General features: G+C 64.7%; 19 protein-coding genes. 12 read left to right on the top strand and 7 right to left on the bottom strand.

From position 1 onward, the window contains the following. The first annotated feature begins 232 nt into the window (after nucleotides 1-232). From ACR64R_RS04995 to ACR64R_RS05005, 3 genes are read left to right on the top strand one after another with little or no spacing between them, the layout of a single operon-like run. A complete protein-coding gene (locus ACR64R_RS04995; protein WP_487362378.1) occupies nucleotides 233-1,015 on the top strand; it encodes an ABC transporter permease in 783 nt (260 codons plus the stop codon). After that, nucleotides 1,012-1,785 carry an ABC transporter ATP-binding protein gene (locus ACR64R_RS05000; protein WP_487360579.1) on the top strand — a complete coding sequence of 258 codons (774 nt, stop codon included), beginning with the start codon at nucleotides 1,012-1,014 and terminating at the stop codon, nucleotides 1,783-1,785. The genes ACR64R_RS04995 and ACR64R_RS05000 overlap by 4 nt, the downstream gene beginning before the upstream one ends. Next, nucleotides 1,782-2,792, top strand: coding sequence for an ABC transporter substrate-binding protein (locus ACR64R_RS05005; RefSeq protein ID WP_487360580.1), 1,011 nt, complete (start codon nucleotides 1,782-1,784; stop codon nucleotides 2,790-2,792). Before ACR64R_RS05000 ends, ACR64R_RS05005 begins: the two co-directional genes overlap by 4 nt. Before the next feature lie 53 nt (nucleotides 2,793-2,845). Here the strand turns inward: ACR64R_RS05005 and ACR64R_RS05010 are convergent, their stop codons facing one another. The 3 genes from ACR64R_RS05010 to ACR64R_RS05020 form a co-directional block, all read right to left on the bottom strand. Beyond that, nucleotides 2,846-3,319, bottom strand: coding sequence for a hypothetical protein (locus ACR64R_RS05010; protein WP_487360581.1), 474 nt, complete (start codon nucleotides 3,317-3,319; stop codon nucleotides 2,846-2,848). Beyond that, nucleotides 3,246-7,952: a tetratricopeptide repeat protein gene (locus tag ACR64R_RS05015; protein ID WP_487360582.1), complete on the bottom strand. Its 4,707-nt coding sequence runs from the start codon at nucleotides 7,950-7,952 to the stop codon at nucleotides 3,246-3,248. The genes ACR64R_RS05010 and ACR64R_RS05015 overlap by 74 nt, the downstream gene beginning before the upstream one ends. A 142-nt stretch (nucleotides 7,953-8,094) precedes the next feature. Continuing rightward, entirely contained in the window at nucleotides 8,095-8,727 is a 633-nt protein-coding gene (locus ACR64R_RS05020; RefSeq protein ID WP_487360583.1) for a LexA family transcriptional regulator, read from the bottom strand. An 80-nt stretch (nucleotides 8,728-8,807) separates the two neighbouring features. Between ACR64R_RS05020 and ACR64R_RS05025 the strand changes: the two genes are divergently transcribed. The 7 genes from ACR64R_RS05025 (at nucleotide 8,808) to ACR64R_RS05055 (ending at nucleotide 13,827) form a co-directional block, all read left to right on the top strand. Beyond that, on the top strand, nucleotides 8,808-9,203 hold the full coding sequence (locus tag ACR64R_RS05025; protein ID WP_487360584.1) for a hypothetical protein: 396 nt from the start codon (nucleotides 8,808-8,810) through the stop codon (nucleotides 9,201-9,203). 426 nt (nucleotides 9,204-9,629) lie between these two features. Then, nucleotides 9,630-10,433 carry a GcrA cell cycle regulator gene (locus ACR64R_RS05030; RefSeq protein ID WP_487360585.1) on the top strand — a complete coding sequence of 268 codons (804 nt, stop codon included), beginning with the start codon at nucleotides 9,630-9,632 and terminating at the stop codon, nucleotides 10,431-10,433. Between the two features lie 331 nt (nucleotides 10,434-10,764). Further along, entirely contained in the window at nucleotides 10,765-11,451 is a 687-nt protein-coding gene (locus tag ACR64R_RS05035) for a hypothetical protein (RefSeq protein WP_487360586.1), read from the top strand. Beyond that, on the top strand, nucleotides 11,372-11,731 hold the full coding sequence (locus ACR64R_RS05040; RefSeq protein ID WP_487360587.1) for a hypothetical protein: 360 nt from the start codon (nucleotides 11,372-11,374) through the stop codon (nucleotides 11,729-11,731). The genes ACR64R_RS05035 and ACR64R_RS05040 overlap by 80 nt, the downstream gene beginning before the upstream one ends. 72 nt (nucleotides 11,732-11,803) lie before the next feature. After that, nucleotides 11,804-12,403, top strand: a complete 600-nt coding sequence (locus tag ACR64R_RS05045) for a DUF6456 domain-containing protein (protein ID WP_487360588.1) — start codon at nucleotides 11,804-11,806, stop codon at nucleotides 12,401-12,403. Between the two features lie 114 nt (nucleotides 12,404-12,517). After that, nucleotides 12,518-13,039, top strand: coding sequence for a hypothetical protein (locus tag ACR64R_RS05050; protein WP_487360589.1), 522 nt, complete (start codon nucleotides 12,518-12,520; stop codon nucleotides 13,037-13,039). Next, a complete protein-coding gene (locus ACR64R_RS05055; RefSeq protein ID WP_487360590.1) occupies nucleotides 13,030-13,827 on the top strand; it encodes a DUF1828 domain-containing protein in 798 nt (265 codons plus the stop codon). The genes ACR64R_RS05050 and ACR64R_RS05055 overlap by 10 nt, the downstream gene beginning before the upstream one ends. Nucleotides 13,828-13,873: 46 nt before the next feature. Here the strand turns inward: ACR64R_RS05055 and ACR64R_RS05060 are convergent, their stop codons facing one another. Both ACR64R_RS05060 and ACR64R_RS05065 read right to left on the bottom strand, forming a co-directional pair. Continuing rightward, nucleotides 13,874-15,142 (bottom strand): DUF763 domain-containing protein, encoded by a 1,269-nt coding sequence (locus tag ACR64R_RS05060; RefSeq protein ID WP_487360591.1) that lies wholly within the window; start codon nucleotides 15,140-15,142, stop codon nucleotides 13,874-13,876. Nucleotides 15,143-15,266: 124 nt separating this feature from the next. Then, nucleotides 15,267-15,608 carry a hypothetical protein gene (locus ACR64R_RS05065; protein ID WP_487360592.1) on the bottom strand — a complete coding sequence of 114 codons (342 nt, stop codon included), beginning with the start codon at nucleotides 15,606-15,608 and terminating at the stop codon, nucleotides 15,267-15,269. Here ACR64R_RS05065 and ACR64R_RS05070 point away from each other — a divergent pair. After that, on the top strand, nucleotides 15,607-15,738 hold the full coding sequence (locus tag ACR64R_RS05070) for a hypothetical protein (protein WP_487360593.1): 132 nt from the start codon (nucleotides 15,607-15,609) through the stop codon (nucleotides 15,736-15,738). The genes ACR64R_RS05065 and ACR64R_RS05070 overlap by 2 nt on opposite strands. Here the strand turns inward: ACR64R_RS05070 and ACR64R_RS05075 are convergent. Continuing rightward, a complete protein-coding gene (locus ACR64R_RS05075; protein ID WP_487360594.1) occupies nucleotides 15,735-16,076 on the bottom strand; it encodes a hypothetical protein in 342 nt (113 codons plus the stop codon). The genes ACR64R_RS05070 and ACR64R_RS05075 overlap by 4 nt on opposite strands. Before the next feature lie 166 nt (nucleotides 16,077-16,242). Further along, nucleotides 16,243-16,566: a hypothetical protein gene (locus ACR64R_RS05080; RefSeq protein WP_487360595.1), complete on the bottom strand. Its 324-nt coding sequence runs from the start codon at nucleotides 16,564-16,566 to the stop codon at nucleotides 16,243-16,245. Nucleotides 16,567-16,830: 264 nt separating this feature from the next. Here ACR64R_RS05080 and ACR64R_RS05085 point away from each other — a divergent pair, with 264 nt between their 5' ends. Further along, the gene (locus tag ACR64R_RS05085) at nucleotides 16,831-18,915 is read left to right on the top strand and encodes an AI-2E family transporter (RefSeq protein ID WP_487360596.1); all 2,085 of its coding nucleotides are present in this window, start codon (nucleotides 16,831-16,833) and stop codon (nucleotides 18,913-18,915) included. Nucleotides 18,916-18,936 lie beyond the last annotated feature (21 nt).

Below are 18,936 nucleotides of genomic sequence, written 5' to 3' on the forward strand. Positions count from 1 at the left end.
CGAAGCCAATTGCTTGGCTTCGCGAACGACGAACGCCCGGAGCGACAGCGAAGGGCCGGCCAGCCTGGCAAGGCAGAGGGGGGCGCTGTCCCGCCAGCGTCTCCACTGGTTGCAGGCTCGGCGTTCACCAACTTCTCAGGCCGAAGTTTCGAATGCTGGCGTTCCTTCACGCCCCCCTCTGGCCTGCCGGCCATCTCCCCCCCAAGGGGGGAGATCAGCTGTCGCGGACGCCATCGCCAAGCTCACCCCCGCTGCTCTCGCTTTCGCTTTTCTCCTCGCCGCCTGGGAGCTTTACGCCCGCCTCGGCGGCGTCGCGCCCACGGTGCTGCCCGCGCCGTCGCGCGTGGCCGCGCAGGCCTGGGAGAACCGCGCAGCGCTCGCGGAAAACACGCTGCCCACCATCCGCGCCACGCTGGCCGGCTTCGCCTGTTCGCTCGTCGCCGCTTTCGTGCTTTCGGCGCTGGTCGATTTCCTCCCCTGGCTGCGACGGGCGCTGTTCCCGCTGCTGATCGCCAGCCAGACCCTGCCGCTTGTGGCGATCGCGCCGCTGGTGGTGCTTTGGTTCGGCTTCGGCCTGCTGCCGAAGATCCTGCTCGTTGCGCTGGTCACCTTCTTCCCGATGATGGTCGCGCTGGTCGAGGGCTATGCCGCCACCGCCGAGGAGATCAGCCGGATGCTCGCCGCCATGGGCGCTGGGCGCTGGCGCGTTTTCTGGGTTGCACGGCTGCCCTCGGCGCTGCCTTATTTCTTCGCCGGCCTGAGGATCTCCATCACCTATGCGGTCGTCGGCGCGATCTTCGCCGAATATGCGGGCGCGGCGAAGGGGCTGGGCATCTACATGCTCAGCGCCAAGAACAATTTCCGCCCCGACCTGGTGCTTGCCGCCGTCGCCGTCAGCTCGGCGCTGACGCTGGCATTGTTTGGCCTTGCCGTGCTGGTCCAGCGTCTCGCCATGCCTTGGGAGAGGGCAGGGCGCGACCACAAGGACGAACCTTCGGGAGAGCGCCGGCCATGACCCGGCTGGAGCTCCGCGACGTGCGCAAAAGCTTCGGTTCGCTCGAGGTGCTGGCCGGTGTCTCGCTCGATGTCGGCGCGGGTGAGTTCGTCTCGATCCTCGGCCCCTCTGGCGCCGGCAAGTCGACGCTGTTCCAGTTGCTCACCGGGGCGATCCGGGGCGAGGGCGAGATGCGCTTCGACGGCGCGCCGCTCGATGACGCCCGCTTCGCCTTCATGCCGCAGCGCGACGCGCTGATGCCGTGGCGGCGCGTCATCGACAACGCCACGCTGGGCCTGGAGGTGCAGGGCATGACGCGCCGCGCGGCGCGCGAGCGCGTGGCGCCTTTGTTCGCAGAATTCGGCCTTGCCGGCTTCGAGCGCGCCTGGCCGGCCGAGTTGTCCGGCGGCATGCGCCAGCGCGCGGCGCTGCTGCGCACCGTCGTCCAGCGCCGCGACATGCTGCTCCTCGACGAGCCTTTCGGCGCGCTCGACGCGCTGACCCGCGCGGCCATGCAGCGCTGGCTCGAGGGGATGTGGCGGACCCACCGCTGGACCGCGCTGCTCATCACCCACGACGTGCGCGAGGCGGTGCTTCTGTCCGACCGCATCTATGTGCTTTCGGCGCGGCCCGCGCGCGTGGTGCGCGAGGTGGCAGTGCCGCTGCCGCGCCCGCGCACCGAAAGCGCGGCACTTGCCCGCGAGGCGGCCGCGATCGAGGCCGGCATCCTCGACACGCTGCTGGGCCAGCCCGAACCGATTTCCCGACCATCCGATGGAGAAATGAAATGACCGACCTTACCCGTCGCCAGGCGCTCGTCCTGGCCGCCGCCCTGCCATTTGCCGGCGCCGCTTCCCGCGCGTGGGCCGCCGCGCAGAAGATCACCGTAGCGCTCGACTGGACCGTCAACACCAACCACATCGGCCTGTTCGTCGCCCGCGACAAAGGCTTCTACAAGGATGCCGGGCTCGACGTTGAAATCCTGCCTTACGGCGACACCGGTTCGGGCACGCTGGTGGCCAACCGCGTCGCCGATTTCGGCATTTCCGGTTCGCTCGGCCTGTTCACGCAAAGGAGCGCCGGCGCCGACCTGAAGGCCGTCTATGCCGTCGTCCAGTCGGAGACCGGCCGTGTCGTCTTCAATGCCGACCGCGCCGCCATCAAGACTCCGAAAGATCTCGACGGCCTGACCTATGGCGGCTTCGGCAGCGCCTGGGAGAACGCGCTGATCTCGACCATCATCCGCCATGACGGCGGCAAGGGCGATTTTTCCACCGTGACGCTGGGCACCTCGGCCTACGACGCTTTGGCAAACGGCTCGGTCGACTTCACGCTGGAGGTCTCGACCTGGGAAGGCGTCGAGGCCAGGCTGAAGGGCCTCAAGCAGCGCAGCTTCCGCTATGCCGATTATGGCGTGCCCGACGAGCACACCACGCTGATCGTCTCCAGCAACGCCTACCTCGCCGCCAATCCGAAGCAGGCGGCCGCCTTCGTCCAGGCGACGCGGCGCGGCTACGCCTTCGCCGTCGACCACGCGAAGGATGCGGGCGACCTTTTGATCGCCGCCAACAAGGACACGCTGACCAACCCGGCGCTGATCGATGCCTCGCTGAAGGCGCTGAACGACGGCCATTTCCTGAAGAGCGCGGCCGGCGCCATCGGCACCATGGACAAGGCCAAGATGGAAGCGATGGGCGGGTATCTGTTCGCCTCGGGGATACTGCTCGACGGCAACGGCAAGACGCTGAAGGACAAGCCGGATCTGGCGGCGTATTTCACGAACGAGTTTGTGGGCTAGGAGGGAAGGCCCAGGCTTGGCGCGAAGGGTCGCCGCGCCGCGCCAGGCGCGGCCTAGTTCCTCGACGTGGCGTAGAGCAGGGCGGTCTTGATATGACGCCCGGGCTCGCCAGGCAGCGACAGGGCTGCCGCGTAGAATTTCGCCACGGCGGGACATAGCCCCGAGAAGTCCTGGTTCATATTCGCGATCGCGTCCATTTCGGCTGGCGTGCCGCCGCTCCTGGTGAAGGCGTCGGCGATCAGCGACCAGTCCTCGTCGCTGGGCTCGGTCGCGGGAAGGCTGCTTTTCTTGGCGGCGCCAAAGGCGTGGAAAAGCGTCGCGCCGATCCGATCCAGGTCCACCAGAAAATCGTGGCCGGGCGCGCTGACCGCGTCCGGCCCGTTGCGCAGGTAATTGTTGCAGGTAGCCGGCGTTTCGCGGGCCATCAGGTGATTGACCATGGTGAGCTGGGCGTCAAGCGCTTGCGACGTTTCGCGATCCGGGGCGGAGGGCAGAAGCGGCGCATATTTGCGCCGCAAGTCGGCCACCGCCACTCTGCTCGCGTCGCGCACAGCCTGCTGGTTTCCCGAACCGGCCACGAGCGTGATCTTGTCGATGAAGGCATTGTAGTCGTCCGGAAATTCCTGGGCGATTGCCTTGAAGATCTGAAAATCCTGTTTCTCGATTTCGGCGTTGACGTCGGCTCTGGTCGGCGCCTTGCGCGCGGTCGATCCCGTCACGGTCTCGTAGAGATATTTGCCGCCGGCGAAACCGAGCGCCGACGGCAGCACCTTCACCGCGACGAAAGCCAGGGCCGCCAGCGCCGCCACGCCCAATCCCTTCCAACGCGCCATCTGCAACCCTCCCGATCCCCGTGCAATTTCCACCGAGGCTCCGCGCCTTCTTGCGGTCGGCCTTGGCGCGTTTCAAATCGCCCTTGGCTGCCCAAGCCAGGCTTCGGGCGGTGTAAGCATCTGCATATCTGGGGTAAAGCTTGATGGCTTGATTGAAGCTGGCGATTGCCCCGTCCTGGTCGCCCGCTCGCGCCCGCAGAAGGCCTCTGCCGTAGTAGCCGCCGGGGCTGTTCCGGTCGATCTGGACAGCCGTCTCAAAGTCGGCCTGGGCCTGCTTCAAGTCGCCTTTGACAACCCACAAAATTCCACGATCGACATGCACCTTGGCAACGTGCGGATCGAATTCGATGGCTTTGCTATAATCTGCGATCGCGCCATCGTAATCCCCGACGATCATCCGGCTGATGCCTCGACCGTGAAAGTTCGTGGCGTAGGCAGGATCGAACTCGATCGCCTTGCCGAAATCGTCGATGGCACGTTTGTGGTCGTTCTTGGCCGTCCAGGCGAAAGCGCGAGCGGAATAATAGCTGCTGTTCTTTGGCTCGATTGCGATCGCGCTGCCATAGTCGGTTATGGCCCGATCGTAATTGTCCTTCTGCCCCCAGGCGAGACCGCGATACCCGAAAGCCTCGGCATTGTTGGGATCGAGCGCTATCGCACGGTCGAATTTCGCGATTGCAAGATCGTATTGACCCTTGTTGTACAGGGCTATGCCGCTTTTTGTGGCGTCCTCCACCGCCGCCGCGTCCGCAGTCTTTGGCTTGTATGAAGCCTTCCCCGCAGCCGCATCGTCGCGCTCCTTGCGGGCGTTGACGTAGTTTGGATCGAGACGCAACGTTTCATCGAGATCGGCGATGGCGCGGTCGTATTGCTTCTTCCTGTTCCAGCAGAACCCGCGATTGAACCATGCTTCGGCATTCGTTGGCTTCAGTCCTATCGCCTTTGTCGAATCGGCGATGATGCCATCGCAATCGTGCTTTACGGCCAGGGCTCGACTGCGCAGCACATAGGCGTCGACATTGTTCGGCTGCAACGAAATGATGGTGGTCAGATCCGCGATGGCGCGGTCGATCTTGCCTCTCTGTCGCCAGATGAGAGAACGATAGAAATAGCTGTCGGTCGACTTGGGATCGAGTTTGATTGCCTTGTTGTGGTCGGCCAACGCCCGGTCTGAATCGCCCTTCAGCGTAAAGGTGAAGCCGCGTAAGGTATGGGCACGGGCATTTGATGGGTCGGCGGCGATCGCTATGCCGTACTGCTCGAGCGCGCGATCGAGTTGGTTTTGAGTGCGCCAGATATCGCCCGCTTCGATAGCGTCTTCCGCTGCCTTGTTCCGAAGCCGGCCGGTTGGTTGCGAGGCTGCGGCCTTGCCTTTCGCCGCCAGTGCCAGTTCGCGGTCCTCGCGGGCAATCGTCATCTTCGGATCGAGCTTCAGCGCTTGGTCGAAATCGGCTATCGCCTGGTCGTAGTCGCCCTTGGCGGCGAAGGCGCCGCCGCGCCCGAAATAGGCCTGCGCGTCATTGGCGTCGAGTTCGATGGCCCGGCTCAGATCGGCAATGGCGCGATCCGGTTGGTTCTTTTTGGTCCACGCGACGGAGCGGCCGATGTAAGCGTCCGAATAGTCGGGGTAGAGCTCGATGACCTTGTTGTAGTCCTTGATACCCGCGTCGTACTTGCCTTTTTCGACAAGTGCGATGGCCCGCCCGACATAGGGCGAAGCATCTTGCGGATCGATCGCCATCGCCTTGTTGAATTCGGCGATCGCACGATCGTATTTGCCCTTGTGGTAGAAGGCATAGCCGCGATCGACGAAAGCGTCTAGCTGCTTCGAGGACGGCGCGATCGCCGTGTCGCCGCCGCCTCCCTTCCGTTGCGCGGCCGTCGCTGCCTTGCGCGCGGCGGCGTAGTTTGGATTGTGCGGGTCTAGCTTGGCCGCCTGGTCGAAATCGGCAACGGCATCGGCGTAGTTTTGTGCGTCGACCTGCGCCATGCCCCTTCCATAATAGCTGGCGGCGTATTTCGGATCGATCTCGATCGCCGCTGAAAAGGCTTCGATCGCTCGCTTCCGGTCTCCTGTGCCGTACCAGGCCGCTCCGGAACAGAAGAAGGCCCGGCTTGCTTTCGGGTCTAGCCTGATGGCCTTGATGCAATCGTCAAGCGCGCCGTCCGCGTCGCCCGCCGCGCCCTTGGCGAGACCACGGAGCGTGAGGGGCACGGCGACGTCGGGAATAATGGCGATGGCCTTGTCGTAATCGCCGATGGCGCGGGCAAAATCCTTCTTGCCGTCGAAAGCTTTGCCTCGACCGAAATAGCCGAGCGGACTATTGGGATCGATCGCGAGGGCCTCTTCATAGGCCTTGATCGCTTCGTCATAGTTTTCTTCGTGCAAGAGGCTGTCGCCCTTGGCCACCGCGACCAGGACGCGGGGATCGCTGCTGTCGATAAGCTTCGCCAACTTCGGATCGGCAGCTGGAAGATCGTCACTCGCACCTGGCTCGGCCGAAGCCGCGGTGTCAGCCGGCGCGAAGGCGGCGCCTGCCGGCTTCGCCTGATCAAGGTCTTGCGCCGACGCGGCTTGGCCGCCGTTGCCGGCTGCTTGTTCGCTGCAGCTTCCCGAACGTGCGCGATCGAGTTCGACGGCACGCTGGCAATCCGCCGCCGCGCCGGCTTGATCGCCCTTGAGCGTCCTGGCGCGGCTGCGGCCGAGATAGGCGTCGGCATTCTTGGGATCGAGGCTGATCGTCTTGTCGAAATCGAGCAGCGCGCCGTCGACGCCGTATTTGACCAGACGCGCGCCCGCGCGTTCGACCAGTATCCTGGCGGCGGCTTGATCCCGGGCGGTCTGATCCTGCGTCCCGGCGACCTGAAGGGTTTGCTGGCCGGCCATGAGCGTGGCGCATGCATCGGTGCGCCGCGGGTCGAGCTCGACGGCGCGCCGGCAGTCGCTGGCGGCAAGGGTGTCATCCCCGTTTGCGGCCGCTGCCACCGCCCTGTCGTAAACCGCGTCGGCGTTGTCTGGGTCCTCTGCGATAGCCATGCTGAAGGAATTGATCGCCCCTGCAAGGTCGCCCTGTTGCTGCAACTCCAGCCCTCGTTCGACGTCCCCGGCAGCAAGTTTTGAACGAACTTGGTTGCCGATTGCCTGCAGCGTCGCGGTTGAAGGCCCGAACTCGGCGGGCGTGTTCGCGGCCGCTGCTTCGCCGACATCCGGCCCCGCATCGCAACTGCCAGTCTTCTTCGGATCGAGCGCGATGGCTTTTCGGCAGTCGGCCGCCGCGCCGGCGCTGTCTCCTTTGCGTGAGCGCATCAGCGAGCGGCCGAGCCACGCCCGGGAATCGGTCGCATCGAGCGCGATCGCCTTGTCGAAATCGGCAAGGGCGCGATCATTGTTGTCCTTGCTCGCCCAGGCAACGGCTCGGGCGTAGTAGCCGTCGACCAATCCGGCGTCGAGCTCGATCGCCTTGTTGGCATCGGCGATGGCGCGCGCCCAGTCGTTCTTGCCGATCCAGGCGGCGCTGCGGTTGGCATAGGCGTCGGCGCTCCGGGGATCCACGGCCAACGCGGCGTCGTAGTCGGCAATGGCGCGGTCGAACTCGTCCCTGGCGGCGTAGGCGAGGCCGCGATTGAAGAGCGCGATGAAATCCGCCGGATCGATGCGGATGGCCTCGTCATATTCCGCAATGGCCTTGTCCGGTTGGCCGGTCTTGCTCAAGGCGGTGCCGAGGCCGGTATGCGCGTCGCCGTTTTGCGGATCGGCCTCGATCGCCTGCTGGAAATCGAGCATGGCTGCCTCGATCTTGCCTTGGCGAAGGAAGGCCAGGCCACGGCTGGAATAGGCGTCGCTGGCGGACGGCTCGAGGCTGATGACGGTGTTGAAGTCCGCGATCGCGCGGTTGTCGTCGCCCTTGTTGGCCCAGTCGGTGCCACGGTTGAACAAGGCCGATGTCCGCTTGGGATCGAGCGCGATCGCCTTGTCGTAGTCGGCAATCGCGCCGTTCCAGTCCTGCTTGTCGTCTCGGGCGGCGGCCCTATAGAAATAGGCCTTGGCGCGCAGCGTCTCCGTGTCGTCCTCGGCAATCGTCGTGCAGGCGGCGATGCGCTGGTCGGCCGTTGCCTTGCCGGCGTTGGCTCCGATCTTGTCGGCCGGGCCGGTGCCCGGGCCTTGGTCGCCGCCTTCGTCGCCGAAGCAAAGCGCATAGTCCTTCTCAACGGCGGCTGCCGGCGTGGCCGGGGCGCCAAGCACCGCGATCCCGGCAAGCGCCAGAAGCGGAGCGCGGGAAAGCATAGCAACGAACACGCGCGAGATCGCGCCGGTGCGGCAAAACATGGTTTTGATCCTCCCCCCGGAGTTGCCGCGATGGCGGCTGCAATTCCTGTATATAGTTCTGTCTTTGTTCTAAAATGCAAGCAGAAATTGCAGAGACGGAAGAAGTTGAAAAAACTTGTCGCCCTCGCAGGAAAGCCGGGCCTCACATGTCGATGATCGACCGTCTCACCCGCCCGATGATGGTGATCGCGCCCTCGAGCTCAGGCGGCGGGATATCGAGATAGGACGCCGGCTGGAAGGGCGGATTGTCGTTGGGGCGGTAGCGCTTGTAGGTGGCGCGTCCCGTCTCGTCCGAAATCACGTAGCAGCCATTGGTCACCAGCCGCTTGTCGCGCAAATTGACGAAGATGATCGAGTCCGGCGGCGAGATCTTGTTCATCGACGGGCCGTCGACGCGCAGCGCGATCCATTCGCCTTCCTCGAGGTCGGCGGTGGGGATCGTGGGATAGTCGGAAAGGTTGACGACGCTGTCCTGGCTGCCGAGCTCGCCGGCGCTAATCCAAGACACGATCGGCACGTCGACGGTGACGGGCGAGGGGGCGACGTGCACAGGCGCGGCCTCCGCGCCGTCGCCATCGAACAGCAGCCAGCCGGGGTCGACGCCGAACAGCCGGCCATATTTTTCCGCCGCTTTGCGCGACAACGGCCGGTTGCCGTTCTCGTGGCTGATCAGGGTGTTCTTGTTGATGTCGCGCAGCGCCCGCGCGGCATCGCTGGGCGTGGCATAGCCGGCCTGGGCGCGCGCCTGCTGCAATCTGTGCCGGGAATCCATCATCGTACAAAATGCCTGAAATCTATCGTCCAAAGTGTACGATTTCGCTTGCGCGCTATTCGTACATAACGTACGCTTAGCGCATGAATGAGCATCCCGCAAGCATTTCCGCATTCCTCGTGATTCCCGCGCAGCCCGCCGGCATCCCGGCCCTGCCGAAGACTGTCTCGGCTCTGCCCGCGAGCATCTCGGGGCTGCCCACGAGCATCTCGGGGCTGCCCACGAGCATCTCGGGGCTGCCCACGAGCATCTCGGGGCTTATCGATCGCTGGGGCAGCATCGGCGCTTTCGCCGCCGATATCGGCTGCGGCTACGAGGCGGCGCGCCAGATGCGCCGGCGCGGCCGCATCGCGCCGCAGCATTGGCCGCATGTGGTGGCGGCGAGCCGCCGGCTGGGCATTGCCGGCGTCAGCTACGAATGGCTGGCCGGCCGCGCCGCAATGCAACGGGCGGCCGCCATGCAAGGGGAGGCGGCATGAACGCGTTCCCCCGGTCCTTCCAATTCAAGTCATCTTTGGAATTCCAATCGTCCGGACTGTCCTCCTCCCCGGTCCGGGCGCGTTCCGGGGCGCTTGCCCCGGATTCCGGTCGAACCGCCCGCACCCCGGTTCACCGGAACGGCCGGAGCCGTTTCTCCCCCGGCTCCGGCCCCCAATCCGGGCATAAGCTGCATCCGCACCGAGGACGGCACCGTCATCCTGTTCGACCGCGCGTCGGGCCGCGCGGTGTCGGGCCTGACGCGGGCCGCGGCCGAAGCCAGGCTTCGCGAGTTGGAAGGGGCCGCGCGCCCCGCCTGATCCCACCCTTTTTGAACCCGACCGACGGCCTCGCGGCCGAACCCAGGCGCTTGGGGCCAGCCCGGCGCTTTCGCATGCCCATGACCCAGCAATCGACGGAATGAGAAGATGGCAGCCGCCTACACCGAGAAGGAAATCGACGAGATCGCCGCCTGGCTGAAGGAGGGGCTTTCGGCCTCGCGCATCGCCGGCCGCTTCAGCGCGCTGCGCGGCGCCCCGGTCTCGCGCAACGCCATCATCGGCATCGTCCACCGCAATGCCGGCCTGCGGGCGATCGGCTTCGCCAACCCCAAGGGCGGCCGCGCCGGCGGCAGGCCGAGGAAACATGCCCGGCCGGATCGTCCAGGCCGACGGGGCAGGACGGTGATTGGAGGGGTGGCGCTGTCGGAACCGGCAACGCTCGCAAGATACGCCGAGCTTGTAGAAGGCGCCGGCGCGGAAACTGCCAATCTCCCCCCAAGTGGGGGAGATGGCCGGCAGGCCAGAGGGGGGCGCTGTCCCGCCGACGTTTCCGATTATGGCACCTTGGTGAGTCCGGACGTCGTCACCGTGCACACACCCAAGTCCAAGAAAACCAAGGCCCGAAAACCCGCGCGCGCCTTGCCGCCGGCCTGGCTTGCCCCCGGCGAGCGCCAGAAATCCGAAGCGCATCTCTACAAGCTCCCGGCGCCGCCGCCTCCGGTGAACCCCGGCCGCCAGCCGCATGTGGCGGCCATGCGCTTCCTCGATTGCCTGTTCGGCCGCTGCCGCGCCCCGCTCGACCTCGCGCTGCGCGAGGAACCGGAGACGGATCCGCTGGGCGCGCGGCCGGGGCCGGAGATGCTGTGCTGCGGCCTGCCGACCTCGGCCACGCGAAGCTACTGCGCGCATCATCACGCCAGGTTCCACGGCCATCGCGGGAGGGGGATGTGAGGAGCGGGGCGCCGGAACTGCCAATCTCCCCCCTTGTGGGGGAGATGCCCGGCAGGGCAGAGGGGGGCGCGAAGGAACGCGAGGTCTCAGAACTGCCTTTCGCTATGGTTTGTTGTGGCGGGGTAAGAATCCCAAACGCCGATAGGCTGGCGGGACAGCGCCCCCCTCTGGCCTGCCGGCCTGCCCGGCCCTTCGCTGTCGCTTCGGGCGTTCGTCGTTCGCAAAGCCAAGCAATTGGCTTTGCGTCCGCTTCGTGGACCACTCCTCACCCCCCACAAGGGGGGAGATCAGCCAATCGCCGCCGTCAGGCCGCTCATGCGGGCTCATTTTCATGAGCGGCACGATCTGGTCGAAATTCTTCTGGTCGGACTGGGAGTCCGATCCGAACCTGCGGCTGTGCTCTCTCGCGGCGCAAGGCCTGTGGATGCGCATGCTGTGCATTGCCTCGGCGCACGAGCCGATCGGCTACGTCGCCATCGCCGGCAAGGGGCTGGACGAGGCGGCGCTCGCGCGCCTTGCCGGCTGCGCGGAGACCGAGCTTGGCGCGCTACTTGCCGAGCTCGAGGGCAACCGCGTCTTCTCGCGCGACCGCCACGGCCGCATCTATTCCAGGCGCATGATCGCCGATGCCCGCAAGGCGCGCGCAGCCCGCAAGAACGGCTTGAAGGGCGGCAACCCAAGCCTTTCGAAGGAAAGGGCTTTTTCGCCTTCGGATAAGCGGCGGGCAAGGGTAGGGGTTAAGGCGGAGCATAAAACCCAGAGTCCAGACTCCCAGAGTCCACAGGCCATCGATCCATCGGAAGAAAAAGCCCCGGCTTTTTCTTGCCCGGCTTCGCCGGACAAGACCGGAAAAGCCGCTTCAGGATCGGCAGCCGGACAGAAATGGCAGCGGCGCAAGACGCATGTCGATGCCGCCAATAAAATCATCGAGGAGATCAATGACCGCAGCCGAATTGCAGCAGGCGGCGAAGGCGCTGGCCGCGATGTTTTCCTGCTTCCCGCAATCCGCGCTGGCTGACGTCGAGATGCAGCTGCGCGGCTACCTGGCCGCCGTGCAGGATGCCGAGCTCGAGGACGTCGAGGCGGCGATCCGGCGCTTCATCCGCGGCGAGGCCAAGATGGCCAACGCCCAGTTCTGCCCCTCCAGCGCCCAGCTTTCCATCGAAGTGCGGGAGAGAAGGCTGATGCGGGAGCTGACGGCGAAAAGGGGCGGGCAACCGGGCGCGAGTTCCTCGCCCCCGCTATGCGGGGGAGCGCGGCGAAGCCGCGACGGAGAGGGGGAGCGCCGCCGACAATGACTGAAACGCTGGCGGGACAGGAACTCAGCCTCTCCCGTTAGCCACCCATCCCGCAACCCAAGGACCGTACCCATGCCCCGCAAGACCGCCAAGAAACCGCAACCCCCGAAACTCCCCAAGGGCGAGGCCGAGCAGGTGCGCATCCGCCGCGAGCTCGGCCACGATTTCGCGTTGAAGCCGGACGCCTTCGGCCGCCACCGCCTGACGCCCGGCACCGCCGAGGCGCGCCGCGTCTACGAAGTCTCGAACGGCGGCTACACTTCCACCGGCGGTATCGTGCGCCTGCGCAATGTCGATCCGCTGAAGGGCATCACCTCGCTGACGCGCCAGCAACGCGAGGCAGGCCAGCGCTTTCGCGACGATTTCGAGCGCGCCGAGCGCCACGGCCTTCAACCGCAATCCTGGAGCGAGCGCGTCGACGCCAGCCGGGTGGGCGGCGGCGTCCCCGACCGCGTGCTCTCGTCTGGCCGGGCATATGCTCATGCAGCGGCCGCACTTGCCCATTGGGAGTTGTCGGAAGTGGTGCGCAAGACCTGCCTCGAAGGCCAGTCGGTGAAGGCCATCGCCGAACGCAGCGGCGAGGGAAGGGATGTGGTGGTGAAGCTGCTGAAGGTCGGGCTGGATTTGTTGGCAGTGCATTACGGGATGATGATGGGAAGGCGGGCGGGGTAATACCCTTTTGGGAGCGAGGGGAATTTCATCCCGTTTATGTGCGCGACGAAGTTATGCTCCATTCGACAGAGTCGCCATTGCATGAAACGCAGAGAATCCGCATAGAATACAGTCATGCGGGTGACATGGGTAATCAAACTAGGAAAAGCAAACGTCGCGTTCTCGCTATGGAGCGACGAGAAGCTAAAAACAAAGGACTTCCCTCTCAGTAAAAAGAGAGGGAAAGCCTACCCACTTACCCGTCGCTACCGATGGCAGACGATTGGCTTCACCGCCAAGGGGCGCAACTACAGGGTGCTTGTCGCCTATCACACCGTTGTTCCAGAGTTTATCGCCACACTGGGCGAGGAAGTCGGTGGGGATATCCGAATTTTGGCGAGGTGGGAATTTCATGCGACCCATGGCGGCTGGCATGTTCATACAGTTTGTGGTGACACCGACAACTTGTCAGCAGGTATCATAAAACCGTCGGGAACCAGGCGCATTCCTGATCCGCGGTCCTACCATCGCCACATGAAAATGCTTAACGATGGGCATGCTATGACTGATAAGATCGCTTCGGCGATTGCGTGCAGTCTTGTCGGCATAGACCACCAACACGACATGTTTGTGATAGATGCGATGCCATGGGCTTGAAGGAGCAAATATGCAGGGCGTTCTGCGAGGACGTCCAGGTAACCGCCTTTAGCGGCGGCGTAGCTATTTGCACGCCGTACAAAAACTTCGTTTCTGGAGACCTAATCGGCATATACGCACTCGGCCCGAAGGCCGGCGTATACCGCCTTGTCGACAACGCTCTCACGATTGCGTTTCTGGAAGCGGAAGGCGCGACGATGGATGCTACCAGCAGGAGAGAGGCGCTATCGCAGATTTTAGAGCAGCACGGTGCGGTCTACGACGAGGAGATGGGAGAGATATCTATTGACGGCATAGCTGAAGCCGACCTGCCTAAAGCTGTCCTCGAATTTTCAGCGTTGCTCCTTCGCCTGAACGATCTGATTCTCTTGACGGTCGAACGTGTAAAGAATGCGTTCGAGGATGATATAAGGGCGGCGATCAGGGACGAGATGGATAGGCGCCATATCCGCTATGTCGAAGGTCAACCGGTTTCTGCCGACTTGGCCGATGTGATACCGGACATGGTTTTCTATCCAAACAATCGCGATCCAGTGGCGTTGTTCATCGCAACCAACGACGCGAAACTATGGCAGGCCATGCTCTTGCGAGTGATCGCGGACAGCGAACGACACGTCCCATTGTCGGTAATAGCTGTCTTGGAAACCGAAACGTCTGTGAGCCAGAAAGTACGTCTACAAGCGGACAACCGCCTCGACGCAGCACCGCGATATAGGAGTAGCCCGACTGACACGATTCAACGAATTGCGCGTGTCGTCGTCGGCAATGAAGCCGCAACCGTACACTGACCTAACGATGCTGAACCGTATTCCGTAGATGCATTGATAGCCCTGTTCAGTTGCTTTTCTTCAGTAGCTTCGGCTCCGCGCTCCCCGGCACCCCCTCCCACCCAAACACGCTCCTACCGCCCAGCAAATGCGACTGGTCCATTTCCCCCGCAACAATCTCCTTCAAACTCGGCCCTGTCACATACCGCTCCATCCGGCGTGACTCGCCGTCCAGCCTTCTCAGCGCCTCCAACTCCTCGCTCCGCCCGAGCCTGGCCTTCCCCACCGCCGATTTCAGCACCGCAATCGTCTCGTCATAGACCTTCAGCGGCACGGGGAAGGGGTGGCGGTCCTTGCCGCCGTGGGCGAGGGAGAAGCGCGCCGGATCGGAGAAGCGGTAGGGCGCGCCGTGCACCACTTCGGAGACCATGGCCAGCGCCCGCACCGTGCGCGGGCCGACGCCGGGGACGAGCAGCAGCTCGGGAAAATCCTTCGGGCCGCTTTCGATGGCCGAGGCGATGTTGCCGTGCAGGCGGCGCATGACGATGTCGCTCTCGCGCACATCGTGATGCGCGGGCATGATGAGGTTGGGCAGCAGCGGCTGCGCGGCGGGTTCCGGTTCGGGCCGCGGTTCCAGCACGGCCAGCTCGCTCAGGATCTTTTCCGGGCTCATGGTCTTGAGCAGCTCGACCTGGCTGCCGCGCGCTTTTTCGGCGCGCCGGTCGGTGAGGTTGACGATCTCGCCCTGGCGCTCGCCCTCGATCGCCGCATGCGGCTGGTCGACGAAGCTGGTCAAGCCTTCCGACAGCCAGTGGTAGCGGCGCGCTTGGCGGGCGTCGCCGTTCATGCCTTGCTGCACCACCACCCAGCGCCCGTCATCGGAAACGATGAAGCCGTGCAGATAGAGGTCGTAGCCGTCCTGCACGGCGGCGCTGTCCACCTTGGCCACCAGCCGGCTGGCGGTGGCCAGCGCACCGCCGTCGAGGCCGACGCGCTCGCCGATGGCCAGCAATTCGCCCGGCGTCTTGCGCGAATGCGCGCCGCGCCCGCCGCAGACATGGATGCCGAGCTCGCGGGACATCGGGTTCAGCCCGCGTTTCAGCGCGCCGATGACGGAAGTGGTGATGCCGGAAGAATGCCAGTCCATGCCCATCACGGCGCCGAAGGACTGGAACCAGAAGGGATGCGCGAGCCGCCGCAAAAGCTCGTCGCGGCCGTAATGGTGGATGATGGCCTCGCACAGCACCGCGCCGAGCTTCGTCATGCGCTCGCCCAGCCATTTCGGAACCCGCCCGCCATGCAGCGGCAGGTCGGCGCTGCCGCTTCGCTGCGTCACGTGATTCTCCCGGATGCCGGTGAGTTAGATGGCATCTTGGCGGGGATTTGCAAGGCGCATGACTGGCCGATCTCCCCCGCAAGGAGGGAGATCGGCCAGTCGAGCCGCCGGCCAGGTCCGCCGCCTAGTACCTGTAGTATCTGTGGTGGTGCCTATGATGGTGATGGTACCGGTGATGGACGTAGTAATGCCGGTGATGCCTGTAGTACCGGTAGTACCGGTGGTGCGGATAGCGGACCACGTAACCGGGATAATCGTCTTCATAGTAGCGCGGGCCGTAATAGCGGCCGCCATAATCGTAGAACGCGCCCTCATAGACCGGGCCCCCGTAGAACGGCCCGCCATAGAACGGATAGCCGCCGAACGGTCCAAAACCGAGACCGAGGAAGCCATGCGCATCTGCCGGCGCGACAGTTGCCGCCGCCGACGCCACTGCGATCAACGAAGCAAAGAGAAGCTTTTTCATGGGAAACCTCCTCCTGAAGGTTCGCAATGACAACGCTTTGCGGGCCGAAAAGCTGCCATCGGCCGTGGATCTCGCGAAAAATCACCGGAATGTGAAGCCGCGCCTGCTCTCCGGCAACGCGTACGGCTAGCCGCAGACGCGCACCTGGCGCATGAACCGGTGGTCATGGCTGCGGGTCCTCACCGTTTCGATCCGGCAATGTCGGCGGGCGTGCACGGCATTCGGCGCGGGAACATAGCTGCTGCCCTCGTTGGCGTAGGCCGGGCCGTAGCCGGGTCCGTCATCGAGGTAGGAGCCGCCCCAATAGGAGCCGTAGACCGGGGCATCACTGTAGCTGTCGTAGAAATCGCCGAAGGGGCCGTAGTCGAAGTAACTGCCACCGAGGAATACGTTGCCGGCCTTGGCCGGCGCGACGATGGCAATTGCCGAAGCGAGGGCGACGGCCGCGGCAAACATAAGCTTTGTCATGACAACCTCCTCCTGAAGGTTCACCCATGACAACGCGCGGGCACGCTGGAAAATTGCGCCGCCACGCCCGTTCAGCAACAGTTGACTGCGACGTGATCGCGCGAGCGGCAAAACTGCCGGAGGAATCGCGCGGGGCGGCATAACCGTCCCGCGCGATCATGCAGGCTTAGTAGTTGTTGTAGCCGTTGCCGCAGACGCGCACTTCCTCCGTCACGCGGTGGTGATGGCGCCAGTGCGTTATCAGCTCGGTGCGGCAGTGATGGCGGTGGTGATAGCGCACCACATAGCCGCCATTGTAGTAACCGTCGTTGTAGTAGCCGTCATTGTAGGCATGACGGTAATAGCGATGCGGGTAATAACCGTCGTTATAGTAGCCGTCATCATAGCCCGGGCCGATGCCGATACCGAGCTGCACGCCGCCGGCGCTGGCCGGCACGATCGCGAACGCCGAGGCGATGGCGATCATCGAAGCAAGCAGAAGCTTTTTCATCGCTGCCTCCTTGAGGTTGGGTGGACGCCCCTTCGACAACGAAACGGTTTCGGGGCGTTCAAGTTCCCGGACACCGGCGTCCCATCACCTTTGGACTCGAGACGCCTGGCGCCCGGCTTGGCGTATTGCTCTCTCTACGTAAGGTTATAAGCTCAGGTATTTATTAGCGTATCCGCAACTGAATGGCGCCCGGCGCGTTGCACGTCCGCGGAATATCTGTGATCCGAAACGTCTCTGATCATTGTCAGGCAGCATGGAGGCTCGATGGTGGCGGCCAATCGTGACAACGGGGTGGGTGCGCCGGAGCCCAGGCTGGCGAGCCTGCTGGCTGCTTCCAGGGGCCATCCGCGAACGGTGCTGCCGACGGTGGCCAGCGTGGTCACCACGGTTGCCGCGCTCTATTTCGGGCGCGAGGTGTTTTTGCCGATCGCCGTCGCGCTTTTGTTGACCTTCGCCATCGCGCCTGTCGTTTCCTGGCTGAAGCGCCTCGGCGTTCCGCGCATCGCGGCGGTCATCGCCAGCGTCGCCGGCGCCTTCGCCGCGCTCTCGCTGTTCTCCTTCGTCGTCGCCACCCAGGTCAGCGATCTTGCGCAGAACATCCCCGTCTACCAGATCAACATCCTGACCAAGGTCCGCGCGCTCAAGGAGAATGGTTTCGGCGGCGGCATCATCTCGCGCCTCGGCGGCGTCATCGAACGCGTGGGCCAGGAGATCGATCGCCAGGAGCCGCAGCTGCCTTCGGCCTCCGGGCAACCGAAGCGTGATCCGATCCCGGTCGAGGTCGTTTCGCACGAAAAGCCGCTGGAGGTGCTGCAGAACCTGATCGGCACGCTTATCAGCCCGCTGAGCTCGGCCGGCCTTGTCATCATCGTCGTCATCTTCATGCTGATGGAGAGGGAGGACCTGCGCGACCGCTTCATCCGCCTCGTCGGCTATGGCGACCTGCACCGTACGACACAAGCGCTGCAGGATGCCGGCAAGCGCGTCGGCCAGTACCTGCTGATGCAACTGGTCGTGAACACCATCTATGCCATCCCCATCACCATCGGGCTCTGGGTGCTCGGCATCCCCAACGCGCTGCTTTGGGGCCTGCTAGCGCTGGCGCTGCGCTTCGTGCCCTATATCGGCCCGGTCATCGGCGCGCTGCTGCCGCTGTTCCTGGCGCTCGCCGTGGCGCCGGGCTGGTCGCTGCTCCTGGGGACGGCCACGCTTTTCATCGTCGTCGAGCTTGTCACCGGCAACGTCGTCGAGCCGTGGCTCTATGGTTCTCATACCGGCCTCTCGCCCTTGGCCATCATCGTGGCGGCGATCTTCTGGACCTGGCTGTGGGGGCCGATCGGCCTGGTGCTGTCGACGCCGCTCACCGTCTGCCTGGTCGTGCTTGGCCGGCACGTGCCTCAGTTCGAGTTCCTGGACGTCCTGTTCGGCAACGAGCCGGTGCTGGAGCCGCATGCCAGGCTCTATCAGCGGCTCCTGGCCGGCGACCCGGACGAGGCGACCGACCATGCCGAGGAGATATTGGAGGACAAGTACCTGTTCGAATTCTATGGCGAGGTGGCGATCCCGGCATTGCTGCTCGGCGAGCAGGACCGCGAGCGTGGCGTCATGGAAGGCGAACAGCGCAGGCAGGTCGCCGGCAGCGCCATGATGCTGGTCGCCAATCTCGGCGACAGCGCCCTGGAAGAGGCCGAGGAGGAAGAGGCCGAGCAGGTCGCCGTGGCGGACGCCAAGGCCAAGGGCGCAAAGACGCCGGAGAATGGGACCGACAAGGCGACCGGGAAAGGGCTTGAAAAGCCGTCCGAGCTGCCTGAGCAAGCGCCGGAGAAGAGGGCGGCCGACGCCCGGCCCGAGGACGGCGGCAAGGAAGAGGTCGACCTGCCCGACGGCTCGGGTTTCAGCGTGATCTGCGCCGGCGGCCGCGGCGAGCTCGACGATGCCGCCGCCGCCATGCTGGCGCAGGTGCTGGAAGTGCAGGGCGCCGCGGCGGCGCGTGCGAGCTTTGCCGACCTCGAACCCTCGGCGGTCCGCCATCTCGACTTGGAAAGCGCCGACTGCGTCGTCATCGGCTTCCTCAACCGCCAGTCCACGCAGCATGCGCGCTTCATCGTGCGGCGGCTGAAACGCCTCAAGGGCAAGCTGCGCGTCGGCATCGTCTTCTGGTCCGAGGTCGGCAATGCCGACAGGGCGGCGGCGGCCGAGCTGGCCGCGACCCTCAACGCCGACTTCGTCGCCTTCGGCATGGTCGACGCGGTGACCGGCGCGCTTTCCAGCAAGGCGGCCGTTGCGCTGAAGGCCGCCCACCGCCGCCGCCAGCCTGCGCGCAGGAAGCAGTTGCAGGCCGCCGAGTGAAGGCGGCGCGCCGCCAGTCGC

The sequence above is a fragment of the Mesorhizobium sp. MC2-1-1 genome (genome assembly GCF_057597255.1).